Below are 16,048 nucleotides of genomic sequence, written 5' to 3'. Positions count from 1 at the left end.
CCGATTACAGCTGGGTCAAGCGGGCCAGCATCTGGTCGGAGGTCTGCACCGCCTTGCTGTTCATTTCAAACGCCCGCTGCGTGGTGATCATGTTGACCAGTTCTTCCGCCACGTTGACGTTGGAGGTTTCCACATAGTTCTGCAGCAGGACCCCCGCGCCGTCCAGCCCCGGCTGCAGCACGTTGGCCGGGCCGGAGGCATCGGTTTCCACGTACAGATTTTCACCCTGGCTTTGCAGGCCGGTGGGGTTGATGAAGGTGGACAGCTGCAACTGGCCGACTTCGACATTGGTGCCCACGGCCCCCGGTTGGGTGATGGACACCGTGCCATCGCGGGCGATGGAAATCGACAGGGCGTTGTCCGGGATATTGATGCCCGGCTGGATGGGGTAGCCGCCCGCCGTCACCAGCATGCCGTTCTGGTCGCGCTGCATGCTGCCGTCGCGCGTGTAGGCGAACGTCCCATCGGGGAGTTCGACCTGCAAGAAGCCGCTGCCATTGATGGCGACGTCCAGGGTATTGCCGGTTTCCTTGACGTTGCCCTGGCTGTGGATGCGTTCGGTGGCCACCACCCGCGCCCCCGTGCCCAACTGCAGGCCGGACGGCAATTGATTGGCCGCGCCCACAGTGGCGCCGGGCTGGCGCAGGGTCTGGAACATCAGGTCTTCGAACACGGCCCGGCTGCGCTTGAAGCCGGTGGTGTTGACGTTGGCCAGGTTGTTGGAGATCACATCCATGCCGGTCTGCTGGGTTTCCAGGCCGGTCTTGGCAATCCACAGAGAACGTATCATCAGAAAAACCTTGCTTGAAAGACAGCGGGCATCAGCCCGCCGCCGAAAGAATGGAATTGCCGCGTTCGGCATTGGTGCTGGCGTTCTTGATCACCTGCATCTGCAATTCGAACTGACGGGCGTTGGCAATCATGGCCACCATGGCCTCGGCCGGATTGACGTTGCTTTTCTCGACGAAGCCGGGGGCGATGCGCACGGCCTCGTCGGCCTGGGCCGGCTGGCCGCCCGCCAGGCGAAACAGGCCGTCGTCGCCGCGCTGCAGTTGATCCTTGGGCGGATTGACCAATTTAAGCTGGCCCAGCAGTTGGATGTCGCGCGGATTGTCGCCCGCGCCCAGGGCGCTGATCTGGCCGTCGGTGGCAAACGTGATGCTGCCGCGCTCGGGGACTTCGATGGGGCCGCCGTCGTTGGACAACACCGGCAGGCCGGTTTGCGTAACCAGCTGGTTCTCTTGGTTGACGCCGAATTCGCCCGCCCGGGTATAGGCTTCGCCTTCGGGGGTTTGCACGGCAAACCAGCCCTCGCCCGCAATGGCCGCATCCAGGGCATGGCCGGTATCCACCATGGCCCCCTGCGCGAAGCGGCTGCCCGGGGTGGCGGCCACCGTGCTGACCCGCGTGGGCAGTTCGCCCGCGTGCGGCACCACCGGCACCGAACGATACTGCGCCAGCTGCGCCCGGAACCCGGTGGTGGACACATTGGCCATGTTGTTGGAAATGGCCGATTGCTGTTCCAGAATGCGGGCGGCACCGTTGGACGCCGTGTACAGGATGCGATCCATGCTGACTTGACCTGTGTGAGCGGTTTGACCGGTTTACAAGCCGATCAGCGCATGGAGATCAGCGTCTGCATGATCTGATCCTGCGTCTTGATGGTTTGCGCATTGGCCTGGTAGGTGCGCTGGGCGATGATCATGTTGACCAGTTCTTGCGACATGTCGACGTTGGATTCTTCGACCGCCTGGCCTTTGAGGGTGGCCATGCCGTTGCTGCCCGGGGTGCCGGCCACCGGCTGGCCCGACGCCGCGGTTTCGGCCCAGGCGTTGCCCCCCACCGGCTGCAGGCCCTGCAGATTGTTGAAGTTGGCCAAGGCCACGAACCCCATGGTCTGCTTGGCGCCATTGGTGTAGTTGGCCACCACGGAGCCATCCGCGTCGATCGACATGCTGGCGTATTGGCCGGTCGCGTAGCCGTCCTGGGTGAACTTGGTGTCGTAGTTGCCGGCAAACTGCGTGGATTTGTCGAAACTGATGGTGTACGTCAGGGCATTGGCCCCGCCGACACCCGTCGCCCCGGTCGGGATGGTGAACGACGTCGGCGCGGTGGGCGCGGTCAGGCGTCCATCGCCATCGAACGTCATATTGACGCTGGCGGGGGTGGGCGACTGGGTCGTGCCATCCGCCGCCTGGTAGCGGTAATCGACCCGCCAGGCGTTGTCCGCCGTCTTGGTGTAATACTGGGTCAGCGTGTGCGACTGCCCCAGGGAATCGAAAATATTGACCGGCGTGGCGCGGTGGTAAGTGGTGGCGTCGGCGGGGTCGAAAGCGGCGGTGATCGGGGTGGCGTCCACATCCAGGTTCAGCTGGTTCTTGATTTCAGACGTCGCATTGGGGGCGATGTTGCCGATGGGCACGGTCAGGCCGATCAAGCCGCCCCCCATGGCGGGCATCGGCGTGGGCGGGATGGTGGTGTTGTCCATGGTCACCCCGTACCCCATCAGCTGCTGCCCCTGGGCATTGACGATCAGGTTGTTCTTGTCGGCAAAAAACTGCCCATTACGGGTGTACAGGGTTTCGGCCCCCGGCATCTTGACCACGAACAGGCCGTTGGCCCCGTCGATGGCCATGTCGAACTGGTTGCCGGTGGTGGACACCACCCCGGTGGTGAAGCGCTGGTTGACCGACGCCACCTGCACCCCCAGGCCAACGCGGGAATTGGCGTAGACGTCCGCAAACGTGGCCGAGCCGGCCTTGAAGCCGACGGTGCCGGAGTTGGCGATGTTGTTGCCGATGACATCCAGGTTTTGCGAGGCGGCGTTCAGACCGCTGAGACCTTGACCGAAACCCATGATTGACCTCTAGTTGGTGCGTACTGCGTTGATTCGAGAATAGGAAAACCGGGGCGGCCAGCCGGCCCGCCCCGCGAAAACTACATGACCTGACGGATATCCAGCAGGGAAATATTGCCGCCCGCCAGCAGGTTGAGCCGCAGGCCTTCGGCCGTGTAGGCGATGCTGTTGATGCTGCCCGCCGTGAGGGCTTCGGTGGAGACCGGCTGGCCCTTGGTGTCGGACGCTTCGACCGATACGGTGTAGGCGCCTTCGGGCACCACGGCCCCGGCGGTGTCCTTGCCGTCCCAGTTCAGCGGATAGATGCCGGCGTCCTGGGGGCCGAATTCGCGGGTGTAGACGGCATTGCCGCTGCCGTCGCGGATCGTGACCACGGTTTTTTCGGCGCCGGACATCAGGTCGTAGCCAAACGGCGTGCTGACGCCGTCGGCGCCGACCTTGATAGTTTCGCCGGGGTAGAGAATGTCCTTGCCGATCAGGCCGGCGGCCTGCAGCGACTGGGACATGTCCATCTGGCCGGTGAGGGCCAGCAGGGTGTTGTTGAGCTGCTGGATGCCCTGCACCGTGGACAGCTGGGCGATCTGCGAAGTGACCTCGGCGTTGTCCATGGGGTTGAGCGGATCCTGGTTTTGCAGCTGGGTGACCAGCAGGGTCAGGAAGCGGTCTTGCGTGTCGCCCAGCAGGGACTTGGTCTGGGCGTTGGCCACGCTGCCGGCCGCGCTGGAACCATAGATGTCGTTGACGGTGGTCATGGGGGCTGTCCTTATTGGCCGATGGTCAGGGTCTTGGCCATCAATGATTTGGCGGTATTGATGACCTCGATGTTGGCCTGGTACGAGCGCGAGGCGGAAATCATGTTGACGGTTTCATCCACCACATTGACGTTGGGCAGGGTGACGTAGCCCCGGGCATCGGCCAGGGGGTTGTCGGGATTGTATTGCAGCCGGGGCGGCGCGTTGCTTTCGAGCACGGCGGCCACGCGCACGCCGCCCACGGCGTCCGACCGGGCCGAGGGGGTCATCTGGAAGACCACTTGGCGCGCCTTGTAGGGCTGGCCGTCCGGCCCCACGGCGCTGTCGGCGTTGGCGATGTTGCTGGCCGAGACATTCATGCGCTCGGATTGGGCTGCCAGGGCGGAGCCGGCGATCTGGAATATGCTGTAGACAGACATGATGAGCCCCGGGTTTATTGCTGGATGGCGGCCAGCAGGGATTTGATGCGGCCGTTGAGCACTTGGATGCCCGCCTGGTATTTGGCGGTGTTGTCGGCGAACTGGATGCGCTCGACGTCCATTTCGACGGTGTTGCCGTCCAGGCTGGGCTGCAGCGGCATGCGATAGCGTTCTTGCGCGGGGCCGCCGCTGTGGGCCTGCGCCGGGATGTGCCGGGCGGAGGTGAGGGTCAGGGACGTGTCCGGCAGGCGCGGCACCCCGCGATCCGCCCCCGTGGCCTGGCGCAAGGCGGTGGAAAAGTCGATGTCGCGCGCCTTGTAATTGGGCGTGTCCGCGTTGGCGATGTTGGTCGCCAGGATTTCCTGCCGCTGCTGGCGCAGGGCCAGGGCTTTTTGGTAAAAGCTGAAGTCCTTGCCGATAGGGTCGATCATGGCATGCAATGCAAACGGTTGATGGAAGTACGCACCCACCGTTGCACCAAATGATCCCAGACCGTTTGCGGTGTTGTCGTACAGTGACATAGTAAGGCGCGGCGGCAAGCCACAAACGCCGGAACAAAGCAAAAATAAAAGGGTTGTTCTGGCGATGTGCCTCGGCGCGCGGGCAAACCCCTGCCACGGCCCCGCTAGTTTACAGGTAGTTCGCTGATTTTGCAGATTTATCCTGAAAACGATCCGCAAAGCGCGGGATTCATCTTTTACAATATCCAAATGCCGATTCACCCGTTATTCCCCGCCCCTCGCCGCCCCCGGCCCGATCCAGCCAGGCCCGATCGGCCCGCCGCGCGCGGCCAGGGGCCTGCGCGGGCAAGTGTTCCACGGATCCCTGCCCAGGCAAAATCGACACCGATCCGGCGGATGCCGGCGGGCAAAACCCTGGCCGGGCGGGCCTGCGGGGCGGCGCTGGCCCTGGCTGGACTGCCGGGGCTGGCGGGCGCCCAGGCGGCCGGCCCCGGGCTGCAGGATCCCGCCGTCATCGTGGCCGAGGTTCAGGCTCTGCTTGAAGACCGGGCCGCCGACTACCCCGGCACGGCCCACATCGTGGTGACCCCCCCGCGCATCGTCAACCAAGCGGCCTGCGGTCAGTTGGACGTCCATCTGGCCGGTTCCGGCGGCCTGAAATCCCGCACCTCGGTGGGGGTGCGCTGTCTGGCTCCCCAGCCCTGGTCGCTGTACGTGCAGGCCAGCGTGCGCATCACGGGGGCCTATTACGTGGCCCGCCACGCCCTGAAACGCGGGACGGTCATCGGCCCCGAAGACCTGGATCAGCGCGAAGGCGATCTCCTGCGGCAGCGCCGGGCCATCACCGATCCCGCCCAGGTGCTGGGATGGATCACCACCCGCTATATCAATACCCAGGGGGTGATCGAAACCAACGCCCTGCGCGACCCGAACGCCATCCAGCGCGGCCAGTCGGTGCGCACGGTGGCGCGCGGGGTGGGCTTCGTGGTGTCGGGCGAGGGCCAGGCCATGGAATCCGGCAACCCCGGGACGCAGATCCAGGTGCGCACGCCCAATGGGCAGATCATCTCCGGCACGGTGGTCGACGCCCATACGGTTCAGGTTATGATGTGACACCCGCCCCCTAAAGACTGGCGCGGCGCTGCCGTAACCTGGGTTGCACCGATTGAACCCAGCCCCCATCACCCGGAGACGAGCCTTGAAAATTAACACCTCATCGTCCAGCCCCCTCATCAATGGGGTGCCCGGGAACACGCGCCACGACAGCAGTCCCGCCCAGGCCGGCGGCGGCGCCAAGAACCGCGCCGATGTCGATCTCAGCCCGGCGGCCCGCCAACTGGCCGCCCTGAACGACGACAGCGCCGATGTCCGCGCCGAGCGCGTGCAGCAAATCCGCGATGCCCTGGCCTCCGGCGAACTGAAAATCGACGCCGGGCGCATCGCCGACAGCCTGCTGGCCAGCGTGCGCGACCTGCTTAAATGACCAGCCACATCGACGCGCTGCTGCGCTGCGTGGACGAGCAATCCGCCCTGCTGGACGAATTCATCGACGTTCTGCAGGCCGAAGGCGACCTGCTGCTGGGCACCCCCAGCAACGAAGCCCTGAGCGCCCTGAACATCCGTAAAAAAGATTACGCCCGCCGTCTGGCTGAGCTGGATCAAAGCCGGGCCGCCGCGCTGGATGGCCTGGGCCAGCCCGACAACCACGCGGGCGTCGCCGCCATTTGCGCCCAATACCCCGATCTGCAGGCCGCCTTCGATGCCATGTTCGAGCGCGCCGGGCAGGCCAGCACCCTGAACCAGGCCAACGGCCAGACCATCCAGCTGCTGGCCGAGCGCAACCAGCAGGCGCTGGACACCCTGCGCGGGCTGATGGGTCAGGATCTATACGACGCCCACGGCCGTCTGCCAAAAAAATAAATCAGGCGGCCAGCAGTTCTTTCAGGGCATACAGTTTCAGCAACGCGGCGGGCGACTGCCGCATCCCCAGGCCATCCTGGCCGCCCAGCATCCGGGCGGCCACGCGGGCCGCGTCCGCCAGGGCGGGGTCTTGCGCCAGGCGCCAGGCCGCCAAACCCAACTGGGCCGCCAGGACGGCGCGATCCAGCAGCGGTTCACGCGATTTCGCATCCGCCAGCCAGGGAGTGGCCAGGCGCCAGGCCGCGTGGCATTCGTGGCGCAACACCACGGCCAGGGCCGCCATGGCATGATCCTGCGGCGCCGCCTCGCCCAGCAGGGCATGCCAGGTGCGCAAGACGCGCCCATCCGCCGGATTGACCGCGCGCAGGCACAGCAAGCGGACAGGCAGCGGCGCTTCGCCGCGTGCCCGCAGACTGACATCCCCCAGGCCGGCCCACCAGGCGACCGCGTCGCCGGACAGGCCCGCGGGGGCCCGCAGGTGGCCGAAGCACGCGCCGGGCACCGGCTGCAGCAGCAACTGCTGCGCGGCGGCCGAGGCCACATAGGCGTCATCGCCCCGGTAAACCCGCATGCGCGCCCCGCACACCGAGACCCAGCACCGCCCCTGGGCGCTGAGGGCGCGCAGCAGGGCCTGGCTGCCGCCCTCGAAGACGTGCCACGGCGGCAGCGCCGCATCGTCGGATTCCTGGGCGATCTGATCCAGCAGGACTTCGGCCGCCGCAGGGGCCAGCGCGCTGGCCCCCTGCGGCGCGTACCAGCCATCGGCCATGCCGGCCTGCTGCTGCGCGGCCGCCAGAGGGCAGCCCGAGGCATCGAACCACGCCGCCCCCGCCCAGGCCCCGCGCCGCCCCTGCCAGGACAGCGGCTGGCGATCATGAACCACCAGGGGCGCGCGCGCATCCCCCGCGGCCGCTTGCGCCACCCGCCGCAGATGGTCGATGGCGTCGACGGCGGCGGGCAAATCGCCCTGCGCCCGGCTGTGCCAGAGGTCGTAGCCCTCGGACAGCACCGGGTCTTCGTCCAGCAGGGTCACGGCGGCCCGCAGCGCGTCCATGCCCAGGGCATCCCCGCCCGCCGACTGGGTCAGCAGCTGCGGCAGCAACACCTGCTGGCGGCGGCGCTCCGCCGCCAGCTGCGGACTTTCTTCGGGCTGGGTGATGGACAGCAGGGCCGCCAGATCGGCCTCGGTGGGCGCAAACTGCGGGCGGGCCGACTGCATCGGGGCCAAGGCCCGGTCGACAAGCTCGGCGGCCGACAGGAACAGCAGGTTTTCGGGGACTTTCTGCCCGTTGGACACATAATGGATCGGCAGGCGATAGCGGATGGCGCAATCGAGCACCGCCCCCAGGCTGGAGGCTTCGTCGATCTTGGTGACGACGCAGCCCCGCAGGGGGGTGCCGCCGTCGCGCACATAAGACCGCGCCACTTCATCCAGCGTGTCGCCGTGACTGGAGGCATTGAGCGCCAGCAGGCGTTCGACGCGCCGCCCCGCCCCCGCCAGCAAGGCGGCCTGGTCGGCCACATAGCGATCCCGCTGGCTGATGCCGACGTTGTCGATCAGGACGGTCTGATCCGGCCGCACGGTATCCAGCACCCGGCGCAGTTCGTGAACGTCCTGCACCACATGCACGGGCACCCGCAGCATCTGGCCGTAGATTTTCAGCTGTTCGTGGGCCCCGATCCGGTAGGTGTCGGTGGTCAACAGCACCAGGCTGCCCGGGCCGCCCCGGCGCACGCAACGGGCGGCCAGCTTGGCGATGGTGGTGGTCTTGCCCACCCCGGTGGGCCCCACCAGGGCCAGGGCCAGCCCCGGCTGCCACAGGCCGTCTTCGGACGGCAGCACCGGCAGGTGCTTGACGAGCTCGTTGCGCGCCCACTGGATGGCCGCCCGGGTGCCGGAGAGTTCGGGCAGGGTCTTGATCATGGCCCGCAGCAAGGTGGTGCTGAAGCCAAAGCGCAGCAGGTTCTGGAACAGCGTGACCGCCTGGGGCGAGCGCCGCAGCTGATTGCCCCAGAGCAGTTCGTCGATGCGGCCTTCCAGGGAGCCTTTCAGGTCGCCGATCAGGCCGGCCAGGGCGTCGTCGGCCAGCGGCCCGGCGGCGGCCTGCGGCGACAGGGCGGCGGCTTGGTTGTACGCGCCCATGGCGCTGTGGGCCCGGGGCGCCGGCGCGGCCGCCGCCGAAGCAGCGGGCGCCGGCGCATGGGATGCCGGCCCGGCCGCGGCTTGCGGCGCGGGCGGCTGACTGGGCGGCACGGCCGCGGCCTGCGGCGCGGGCGGCGCGACGGCCTGATCCAGATCGGGCAAGGCGGTTTCATCGGTGGCCAGGATTTCGACCCCGCCATTGATGCGCTTATTGGAAATAATCAGGGCTTCGGAACCCAAGGCCAGGCGCACCTGGCGCATGGCCTCGCGGTTGGTGGCCCCGACAAAACGGCTGATTTTCATTGTGCTGGGCTCCCGCCGATCACCGCAGTGACTCGGATCATGCGTTCTTCAGGGATTTCGGCGCTGGAAAGCACCGCCATGTGCGGCAGATGGTGGCGCAGGAAGCGCGACAGCGACGCCCGCAGCACGGGCGGCACCACCAGCACGGGGGCGTCCCCGCGATCTTCTTGTTCCTGCACCAGGCGCTGGGTTTCGGTCAGCAGGTTTTCGGCCAGGCCGGGCTCCAGCGCCCCGCTGCTGCCCAATGCCTGCATCAGGACGCGTTCGAGGCGGGCATCCAGGCCGATGACGCGCAGTTCTTCGTCCCCCGAGAACCAGTGCTGCACGATGGCGCGCCCCAGGCCGACCCGCACCTGGGCCAGGAGTTCGTCCAGATTGGGCCCCGTCCCCGCCGGGTTGAGCCCCGCCAGACGCGGCGCGTGCTCGGTGATGACTTCGAGAATGGTGCGCATGTCGCGGATGGGCACGTCTTCGTCCAGCAAGCTGCGCAGGAGGTTTTGCAGCTGCGGCAAGGTGATGGTCTTGGGGATGAGATCTTCGACCAGCTTGGGCACTTCGCGGCCGATGTGATCCAGCAACTGCTGGGTTTCCTGGCGGCCCAGCAGCTTGGCCCCGTAGCGGTGCATCAGATGGTTCAGGTGGGTGGCCACCACGGTGGCGGCATCCACCACGGTGTAGCCGGAAATCTGTGCCTGTTCGCGCATCGACGCGTCGATCCAGACCGCCGGCAGGCCGAAGGCGGGGTCTTTGGTGGGCGTGCCCTGCACCGGGCTGGTGACGCCGCCGGGATCAATGGCCAGCCATTGGCCGGTCTGCGACACGCCTTTGCCGATCTCGACCCCGAACAACAGGATGCGGTAATCCGTGGGCTTGATTTCGAGGTTATCGCGGATATGCACCACCGGCGGCAAAAAGCCCATTTCCTGGGCGAATTTCTTGCGCAGGCTGCGGATGCGGTGCAGCAGTTCGCCGCTTTGCTGGTGATCCACCAGGGAGATCAGGCGGTAGCCGACTTCCAGACCGAGAGGATCGACCGGCGAGACATCGTCCCAGCTGGCCTCGGAGGCCGCCGCCACGGCGGCGACCTGTTCCTGGTCGGGCTGGCTGGCCGCCGTGGCCAGATCCTCCTGCTGGCGCTGGTACAGCATCCAGCCGCCGCCGCCGATGATGGCGGCCAGGGACAAGAAGGCAATATGCGGCATATTGGGGATCAGCCCCATCAAGGCCAGGATGCCGGCCGTGATGAACAGCACGTTGGGGTTGGAGAACAGCTGCCCCATCATCTGCTGGCCGATATCCTGGTCGGTCGCCACGCGCGACACCACCACGCCCGCCGCCGTTGAAATCACCAGCGCCGGGATCTGGGCCACCAGCCCGTCGCCGATGGTCAGCAGGGTGTAGACGTTGCCCGCGTCGGCAAAGGTCATATCGTGCTGAACCACCCCGATCACCAGCCCCCCCAGGATATTGATGACCATGATCAAGAGGCCGGCCACCGCATCGCCGCGCACGAACTTGCTGGCCCCGTCCATGGCCCCGTAGAACTCGGCTTCCTGGGAGACTTCGGCCCGGCGCTTGCGGGCTTCGTCCTCGCCAATCAGGCCCGCGTTGAGATCGGCGTCGATGGCCATCTGCTTGCCCGGCATGGCGTCCAGGGTGAAGCGCGCGCCGACTTCGGCGATGCGGCCCGCGCCCTTGGTGATGACGATGAAATTGATGATCACCAGGATGACGAAGACGACGATCCCCACGGCGAAGTTGCCGCCCACCAGAAAGTGGCCGAAGGACTCGATCACCTGACCCGCGGCGGCCGGGCCTTTGTGGCCGTGCATCAGCACCACCCGGGTGGAGGCCACGTTGAGCGACAGGCGCAACAGGGTGGCGAACAGCAGCACCGAAGGGAATGCGGCGAAATCCAGCGGCTTGCGGGTGAACATGGCCACCAGCAGGATCATGATGGACAGGGAGATATTGAACGTGAACAGCAAATCCAGGATGAACGGCGGCAACGGCAGCACCATCATGGCCAGCACCATGATGATCAGGACGGGCCCCGCCATCAGGCGGGCATGGCCGAAGCCTTGTGTTTTAAGGAAATCCAGGAAGCTGTTCATGAAGCGAGTACGTGAGCCGCATCAGCGCGGTGTTGCGGATCGAGTTCGGAGGGGACGGGTAAAACGCCGGGTGCCTGCGGCAGTGTACCCGAGCCGGGCTGCCACGTGCGCACCTGATAGACCCAGGCCAGCACTTCGGCCACGGCGGCATACAGGGCGGCGGGGATTTCATGATCCAGATCCACGTGATGATACAGGGCGCGCGCCAGGGGCGGGGCTTCCAGCAAGGCGACCTGGTTGTCCTGCGCCAGCTGGCGGATCTGGGCGGCGATCAGGCCGGCCCCCTTGGCCACCACCACGGGGGCCCCGCCCTGCCCTTCCTGGTAGCGCAAGGCCACCGCATAATGCGTCGGGTTGGTCACCACCACATCGGCGGCGGGCACGGCCGTCATCATGCGGCGGCGCGCCATGTCGCGCTGCTGCTGACGGATGCGGCCCTTGATGTGCGGATCGCCCTCGCTGTCCTTGTTTTCCTGCTTGACGTCTTCCTTGGACATACGCAATTGCTTGGCATGGTTGTAAATTTGCCAGGGGACGTCGATCAGCACCAGGATCAGCAAGGCGGACGCCACCAGCAGGCAGCACAGGGCAACCAGTTCCAGGCCCCGCGCCAGGGCGGCGGACAGGGCCATGTGCGACAAGGACAGCATTTCGTCGATGTGCGCCGACAGCACCTTGACCGCCACGAAGCCGATCAGGCCCGCCTTGGCCAGGGTTTTGATCAGTTCGATCAGGGTGGACAGCTGCACGAAGCGCTTCATGCCCTTGAGCGGGTTCATGCGCTCGAACTTGGGTTCCAGCGCCTTGGGCGACAACAGCAAGCCCCCCAGCGCGACGGAAGAAAACACCGCCACCGCCATCAGCAGGGCGAAGACCGGCAGCACGAGAAACAGCCCCTGCCAGGCGGAATTGGCGGCATTGTCCAGCATGGCCTGCGTATCCCGCACCAGGCGGGGATCGAAGGACAAGCCATTGTAGATCACGCCTTCGAGGGTGCGGAACATGGCCCCCCCTTTCAGCCACAGCAAGGCGATGCCGCAGATCAGGGCCAGGAACGTGCCCAGTTCGCGCGAACGCACGACCTGGCCTTCCTCGCGCGCCTTTTCCAGGCGCCGGGGCGAGGCGGGTTCTGTTTTTTCGAGATCGCTATCCTCGGCCATGCACGCAAATTACCGGCAACAATGGGTGGGGCTACATTGTAGCGGGATCGGGCCTGCGCAAAATAGCGGATCAACCCGGTTTAGGCGTGATAATTCAGGGGCTTGCCAGGCGGGCCACGCCCAGGCCCGCGGCGGCCGGCCGCGCGGCCTGCTCGTAGCGCTGGTAATCCAGCCCCAGGCGCACGGCCCCCCAGCGCTGGCCATCGAGCTCTACCGGGATGGAGAGATCGGTGATGATTTCACCCGTATCGCGCATGTAGGTCTGGCACAGCACCCCGCCCCGGTTGCGGATGGCCCCCTGGCTGATCTGGTCGTCGAACAGCCGTTTGTCGCGGCAATGGGCGGTGTCGTGGGCCAGGTCGCCGGTGGGCGGCTGGGAATAATGCCGGTTGTGCGTGGGCGCGTAGCCATTGATGTCGATGAGGATCGCATACGAGCCGTGCGGCACCCGCCCCAGCAGGCCATCCAGCAGCTGCTGCAGCGCCTGGTCGATTTTCTGGTCGTAGGCGACGTGATAGCGCGGCGGCTGGCTGCTCGGAATCTGCTGATAGCGTTTATCGAAGATATCCAGGCCCGCGGCCCGGCTGCGCCGCAGCAAGGCGACGCATTGGTCGCGCAGATGCGTCAGGCCGCTGTCCAGTTCGTCGAAGGGGGTGCCGCCCGTGCGCCAGGCCGCCAGCATTTCCTGCAGGCTTTCGGTCTGGTCCCGCACCCCGTGCACCTGGTCTTGCATGGATTGCATGCGCTGGCGCAGGACGGCGCTGTGGTCGGCGATCAGGGCGATGGAGGCGCTCATGTCCTGGTTGGTCTGATTGACCTGGCCGACCTGGTCGGCCACGGCGTCCATCTGCCCGCCGATGGTGGCGAGCTCTTGAACCAGGCGGCCGAACTGGGCGGCAAAATCGCCCACCAGGGCATCGGACGCCTGCATGTCGCTGTGGATCGTGCGGCTTTGTTTTTCGGAATCCGTGACCAGGCCCAGGATTTCGCCGGTTTGGCCGACGATATCGCCGGTGGCCGCATTGACGCGTTCGGCCAGCTTGCCGACCTCGCTGGCCACCACGGCGAACCCTTGGCCGGCCTTGCCCGCCCGGGCGGCCTCGACCCCGGCGTTCAGGGCCAGCAAGTGGGTTTGCAGGGCGATGTCCTTGATCAGGCGGCTGGTGTCTTCGACCGAGCGGGCCCGTTGGCTGAGTTGCGTCACCACCTGGGAAAAGGCATGCATGCGCTCGGTGACCCGCGCCACCCGCTGCTGCAGGTCTTGCAACTGGCCCTGCGTGGCGTGCAGGCCGGCCAGCTGGCCGCGAAAGACCTGGGTGGCGCCATTGACGGTATCGCTGGTCTGCTGGGACAGGCCCGCGATCTGCACGCCCTGGGCGGACAGGCTTTCGGCTTCGGCCGCCTGCTGCTGGGCCATGGATTCGCACTCTTTGGTGTGGGCCTGCAGCCGGGCGGCATTGATGGCGATGCGGATGCTGGACTGGCGCATGACGACCATGCGGTCGCGCAGCGCCCCCAGGAACGACCCCACGGGCCAGGCCGATGGGTTCAGTGTCCAGGCGCGGTCATGCAGCGTGGCGCGGCCCAGGCGCAATTGCCCCAGGAGGCGCCCCAAGCCAAGATACCGTGTGCGCTTGTCCATGTGCCCCCCGTGGCCTGCGGGCCATCTGTCAGTGTGATGTGAAATCGTACTGACTTTACCTTTTAACCGCAGCGAAGCATTTTGTCACTAGGGGGAAAACCGGAGTCAAAAGCCCAGGCTGGCCAGGAGGTCGTCGACTTGATCCTGATTGGCCACCACATCGTTCTTGCCTTCGGAGTTGACCACGGGGCCGTTCAGCAGCGTCTTGGTTTCTTCGCGCTTTTCGGCCGGGACGTTGTCGATCAGCACCTGGACGAGCTCGGACTCGATGGCCCCGATGACCCCCAGCATCCGCATGATCACCTGGCCGGTCAGATCCTGGAAATCCTGGGCCATGATGATGTCGAGCAGGTTGTTCTGCGATGCCTGGGTTTTTTCGGGTACGCTTTTGATGAAGGCCCGGGTGTCGTCCACCAGGGCGCGCGCCTGATCGAGTTCGACGGGGTGATCGAACCAGTCCTGCCAGCGGGCATCGAGCGCCTTGGCGTCGTTTTGCATGGATTCCTGCCAGGGCTGGACTTCTTCGGCGGCGTTCAGCACGCGGTTGGCCGCCTGTTCGGTCATCTGGGCCACGTAGTGCAGCCGGTCGCGCGCATCGGGGATGGCATGAGCGGCATCCTTGATGGCCTGGTCCAGCCCCAGTTCGCGCATGTTTTCGCGCAGCGACCGCGTCAGCTGGGCAATCCGGTGGATGAGATCCACCGGCGCGATCTGAGGATCGGGATTATTTACCGGAGATTGTTCTTCCGCCATGGTTCACCTCTTAGAGTTTTTCGAAGATTTTGTTGAGTTTTTCTTCGAGGGTGGCTGCCGTGAATGGTTTGACCACATAGCCGCTGGCCCCGGCCTGGGCCGCCGCGATGATGTTTTCCTTTTTGGCCTCGGCGGTGACCATCAGCACGGGCAACGCGGACAAGCCGGGATCCGCGCGGATGTTTTGCAGCATGGTCAGGCCATCCATATTGGGCATGTTCCAGTCGGACACGACGAATTCAAAGCCCCCGTTGCGCAGTTTCTCCAGGCCCTGGGCGCCGTCTTCAGCTTCGTCGACGTTTTCGTACCCCAGGTCCTTGAGCAGGTTCTTGATGATCCGACGCATGGTCGGGAAGTCGTCGACAACCAGGATTTTCAAGGTTTTTTGAACCACGGATTGTTCTCCAGTCTTTAAATCGGGCGGGGGCCGCGGCGCAGCCCCCGCAAAGGTTCAGACACGATGCCCGTAGGCACCCGCACTTTTTAAAATACGTTCGCTGATTTCGTCCAGCGGGACGGCTTCCTCGGCGGCGCCGATGAGCAGGGCTTCGCGCGGCATGCCGAACACCACGCACGTGGCCTCGTCCTGGGCAAACGTGCGCGCACCGGCCTGACGCATGGCCAGCAGCCCCTGGGCGCCGTCCTTGCCCATCCCGGTCAGGATGACCCCCACGGCGTTCTTGCCCGCGACCTGGGCCGCGGAATGAAACAGGACGTCCACCGAAGGCCGGTGGCGGTTGACGGGGTCGGAGTATTCGAGCTTGACCACGTAATTGGCCCCCGAGCGGGCGAGCTTCATGTGGGCCACGCCGCCCGGCGCCAGATAGACGTGGCCCGGCAGAACTCGCTGGCCGTCCTCGGCTTCGTGCACGTGCACCGCGCACAGGCCGTCCAGACGCTGGACGAAGGATTTGGTAAAGCCCGCCGGCATGTGCTGCGTAATCATGATGGCGGGGCTGTTGGCCGGCAAGGGTTCCAGCACATGGCGTATGGCTTCCGTCCCCCCCGTGGACGAGCCGATCATGATGAGCTTCTCGGTGGTGGAGAAATTGCCGGCCAGGCGTGGACGGGCCACGGCATCCCCCGCATGCGCGGACCGGGGGCGCAGGCGGGCGTGGGCGGCGGCGCGGATTTTATCGGCGATCATGTCGCTGTATTCCATCAGCCCGTCGCGCAGGCCCAGCTTGGGCTTGGTGACGAAATCGACGGCGCCGAGCTCCAGGGCGCGCAAAGTGACCTCGGAATTGCGCTCGGTCAGCGACGACACCATGACGACCGGCATGGGCCGCAGGCGCATCAGGCGTTCGAGGAAGTCCAGGCCATCCATGCGCGGCATTTCAACGTCCAGCGTCAGGACGTCGGGATTGTGTTGCTTGATGAGTTCGCGCGCGATCAGGGGATCCGGGGCCGTCGCCACCACCTGGAGATCGGGTTGCCCGTTGATGATTTCCGTCATCAGGCTGCGCACCAGCGCCGAATCGTCCACGCACAACACAGTGATTTTTTTGTTTTCAGCCATATCCA

16 protein-coding genes are annotated in these 16,048 nt (G+C 65.9%); 3 read left to right on the top strand and 13 right to left on the bottom strand.

Annotation, left to right across the window (positions count from 1 at the left end; all coding sequences use genetic code 11):
• Nucleotides 1–4 precede the first annotated feature (4 nt).
• The 6 genes from flgG to flgB form a co-directional block, all read right to left on the bottom strand.
• Nucleotides 5–790, bottom strand: a complete 786-nt coding sequence (gene flgG / locus ACMHYJ_RS01720; protein ID WP_322994687.1) for a flagellar basal-body rod protein FlgG — start codon at nucleotides 788–790, stop codon at nucleotides 5–7.
• A gap of 31 nt (nucleotides 791–821) precedes the next feature.
• Complete coding sequence (gene flgF / locus ACMHYJ_RS01715) at nucleotides 822–1,571, bottom strand: flagellar basal-body rod protein FlgF (protein ID WP_414244468.1); 750 nt, start codon at nucleotides 1,569–1,571, stop codon at nucleotides 822–824.
• A 44-nt stretch (nucleotides 1,572–1,615) separates the two neighbouring features.
• Nucleotides 1,616–2,857, bottom strand: coding sequence for a flagellar hook protein FlgE (flgE, locus tag ACMHYJ_RS01710; RefSeq protein WP_414244466.1), 1,242 nt, complete (start codon nucleotides 2,855–2,857; stop codon nucleotides 1,616–1,618).
• Nucleotides 2,858–2,937: 80 nt separating this feature from the next.
• Nucleotides 2,938–3,609 (bottom strand): flagellar hook capping FlgD N-terminal domain-containing protein, encoded by a 672-nt coding sequence (locus tag ACMHYJ_RS01705; protein ID WP_414244465.1) that lies wholly within the window; start codon nucleotides 3,607–3,609, stop codon nucleotides 2,938–2,940.
• An 11-nt stretch (nucleotides 3,610–3,620) separates the two neighbouring features.
• A complete protein-coding gene (gene flgC, locus ACMHYJ_RS01700) occupies nucleotides 3,621–4,028 on the bottom strand; it encodes a flagellar basal body rod protein FlgC (protein WP_414244464.1) in 408 nt (135 codons plus the stop codon).
• Nucleotides 4,029–4,042: 14 nt separating this feature from the next.
• On the bottom strand, nucleotides 4,043–4,459 hold the full coding sequence (gene flgB / locus ACMHYJ_RS01695) for a flagellar basal body rod protein FlgB (RefSeq protein WP_414244463.1): 417 nt from the start codon (nucleotides 4,457–4,459) through the stop codon (nucleotides 4,043–4,045).
• Between the two features lie 426 nt (nucleotides 4,460–4,885).
• Here flgB and flgA point away from each other — a divergent pair, with 426 nt between their 5' ends.
• The 3 genes from flgA (at nucleotide 4,886) to ACMHYJ_RS01680 (ending at nucleotide 6,409) form a co-directional block, all read left to right on the top strand.
• On the top strand, nucleotides 4,886–5,602 hold the full coding sequence (gene flgA / locus ACMHYJ_RS01690; RefSeq protein WP_414244462.1) for a flagellar basal body P-ring formation chaperone FlgA: 717 nt from the start codon (nucleotides 4,886–4,888) through the stop codon (nucleotides 5,600–5,602).
• Nucleotides 5,603–5,687: 85 nt separating this feature from the next.
• The gene (flgM, locus tag ACMHYJ_RS01685; RefSeq protein ID WP_414244461.1) at nucleotides 5,688–5,972 is read left to right on the top strand and encodes a flagellar biosynthesis anti-sigma factor FlgM; all 285 of its coding nucleotides are present in this window, start codon (nucleotides 5,688–5,690) and stop codon (nucleotides 5,970–5,972) included.
• Entirely contained in the window at nucleotides 5,969–6,409 is a 441-nt protein-coding gene (locus ACMHYJ_RS01680; RefSeq protein WP_414244460.1) for a flagella synthesis protein FlgN, read from the top strand. Before flgM ends, ACMHYJ_RS01680 begins: the two co-directional genes overlap by 4 nt.
• A gap of 1 nt (nucleotide 6,410) precedes the next feature.
• On the opposite strand, the gene flhF is transcribed toward ACMHYJ_RS01680, so the two are convergent.
• The 7 genes from flhF to ACMHYJ_RS01645 form a co-directional block, all read right to left on the bottom strand.
• Nucleotides 6,411–8,855: a flagellar biosynthesis protein FlhF gene (gene flhF / locus ACMHYJ_RS01675; protein ID WP_414244459.1), complete on the bottom strand. Its 2,445-nt coding sequence runs from the start codon at nucleotides 8,853–8,855 to the stop codon at nucleotides 6,411–6,413.
• The gene (gene flhA / locus ACMHYJ_RS01670) at nucleotides 8,852–10,969 is read right to left on the bottom strand and encodes a flagellar biosynthesis protein FlhA (protein ID WP_414244458.1); all 2,118 of its coding nucleotides are present in this window, start codon (nucleotides 10,967–10,969) and stop codon (nucleotides 8,852–8,854) included. Before flhA ends, flhF begins: the two co-directional genes overlap by 4 nt.
• Nucleotides 10,966–12,129 carry a flagellar biosynthesis protein FlhB gene (gene flhB, locus ACMHYJ_RS01665; protein ID WP_414244457.1) on the bottom strand — a complete coding sequence of 388 codons (1,164 nt, stop codon included), beginning with the start codon at nucleotides 12,127–12,129 and terminating at the stop codon, nucleotides 10,966–10,968. The genes flhA and flhB overlap by 4 nt, the downstream gene beginning before the upstream one ends.
• A gap of 94 nt (nucleotides 12,130–12,223) precedes the next feature.
• On the bottom strand, nucleotides 12,224–13,771 hold the full coding sequence (locus ACMHYJ_RS01660) for a methyl-accepting chemotaxis protein (protein WP_414244456.1): 1,548 nt from the start codon (nucleotides 13,769–13,771) through the stop codon (nucleotides 12,224–12,226).
• A 105-nt stretch (nucleotides 13,772–13,876) separates the two neighbouring features.
• Nucleotides 13,877–14,524 (bottom strand): protein phosphatase CheZ, encoded by a 648-nt coding sequence (gene cheZ, locus ACMHYJ_RS01655; RefSeq protein WP_414244455.1) that lies wholly within the window; start codon nucleotides 14,522–14,524, stop codon nucleotides 13,877–13,879.
• A gap of 10 nt (nucleotides 14,525–14,534) precedes the next feature.
• Nucleotides 14,535–14,918 (bottom strand): chemotaxis response regulator CheY, encoded by a 384-nt coding sequence (gene cheY / locus ACMHYJ_RS01650; protein ID WP_414244454.1) that lies wholly within the window; start codon nucleotides 14,916–14,918, stop codon nucleotides 14,535–14,537.
• A 57-nt stretch (nucleotides 14,919–14,975) separates the two neighbouring features.
• Entirely contained in the window at nucleotides 14,976–16,043 is a 1,068-nt protein-coding gene (locus ACMHYJ_RS01645) for a protein-glutamate methylesterase/protein-glutamine glutaminase (protein ID WP_414244453.1), read from the bottom strand.
• Nucleotides 16,044–16,048 lie beyond the last annotated feature (5 nt).

The organism is Castellaniella hirudinis (genome assembly GCF_047468865.1).
In the GTDB taxonomy this organism is placed as follows: Bacteria; Pseudomonadota; Gammaproteobacteria; order Burkholderiales; family Burkholderiaceae_B; genus Castellaniella; species Castellaniella hirudinis_A.
Note: the sequence above shows the minus strand (reverse complement) of the source record. Positions and strands in the feature narration are given on the sequence as shown.

Bases quoted from the DNA above. Each gene is read 5' to 3' on its own strand.
- flgG (WP_322994687.1), bottom strand. From the start codon at position 790: ATGATACGTTCTCTGTGGATTGCCAAGACCGGCCTGGAAACCCAGCAG.
- flgE (WP_414244466.1), bottom strand. From the start codon at position 2,857: ATGGGTTTCGGTCAAGGTCTCAGCGGTCTGAACGCCGCCTCGCAAAAC.
- flhF (WP_414244459.1), bottom strand. From the start codon at position 8,855: ATGAAAATCAGCCGTTTTGTCGGGGCCACCAACCGCGAGGCCATGCGC.
- flgF (WP_414244468.1), bottom strand. From the start codon at position 1,571: ATGGATCGCATCCTGTACACGGCGTCCAACGGTGCCGCCCGCATTCTG.
- flgB (WP_414244463.1), bottom strand. From the start codon at position 4,459: ATGATCGACCCTATCGGCAAGGACTTCAGCTTTTACCAAAAAGCCCTG.
- flgA (WP_414244462.1), top strand. From the start codon at position 4,886: ATGCCGGCGGGCAAAACCCTGGCCGGGCGGGCCTGCGGGGCGGCGCTG.
- cheZ (WP_414244455.1), bottom strand. From the start codon at position 14,524: ATGGCGGAAGAACAATCTCCGGTAAATAATCCCGATCCTCAGATCGCG.
- flgC (WP_414244464.1), bottom strand. From the start codon at position 4,028: ATGTCTGTCTACAGCATATTCCAGATCGCCGGCTCCGCCCTGGCAGCC.
- ACMHYJ_RS01705 (WP_414244465.1), bottom strand. From the start codon at position 3,609: ATGACCACCGTCAACGACATCTATGGTTCCAGCGCGGCCGGCAGCGTG.
- flhA (WP_414244458.1), bottom strand. From the start codon at position 10,969: ATGAACAGCTTCCTGGATTTCCTTAAAACACAAGGCTTCGGCCATGCC.
- ACMHYJ_RS01680 (WP_414244460.1), top strand. From the start codon at position 5,969: ATGACCAGCCACATCGACGCGCTGCTGCGCTGCGTGGACGAGCAATCC.
- ACMHYJ_RS01660 (WP_414244456.1), bottom strand. From the start codon at position 13,771: ATGGACAAGCGCACACGGTATCTTGGCTTGGGGCGCCTCCTGGGGCAA.
- flhB (WP_414244457.1), bottom strand. From the start codon at position 12,129: ATGGCCGAGGATAGCGATCTCGAAAAAACAGAACCCGCCTCGCCCCGG.
- ACMHYJ_RS01645 (WP_414244453.1), bottom strand. From the start codon at position 16,043: ATGGCTGAAAACAAAAAAATCACTGTGTTGTGCGTGGACGATTCGGCG.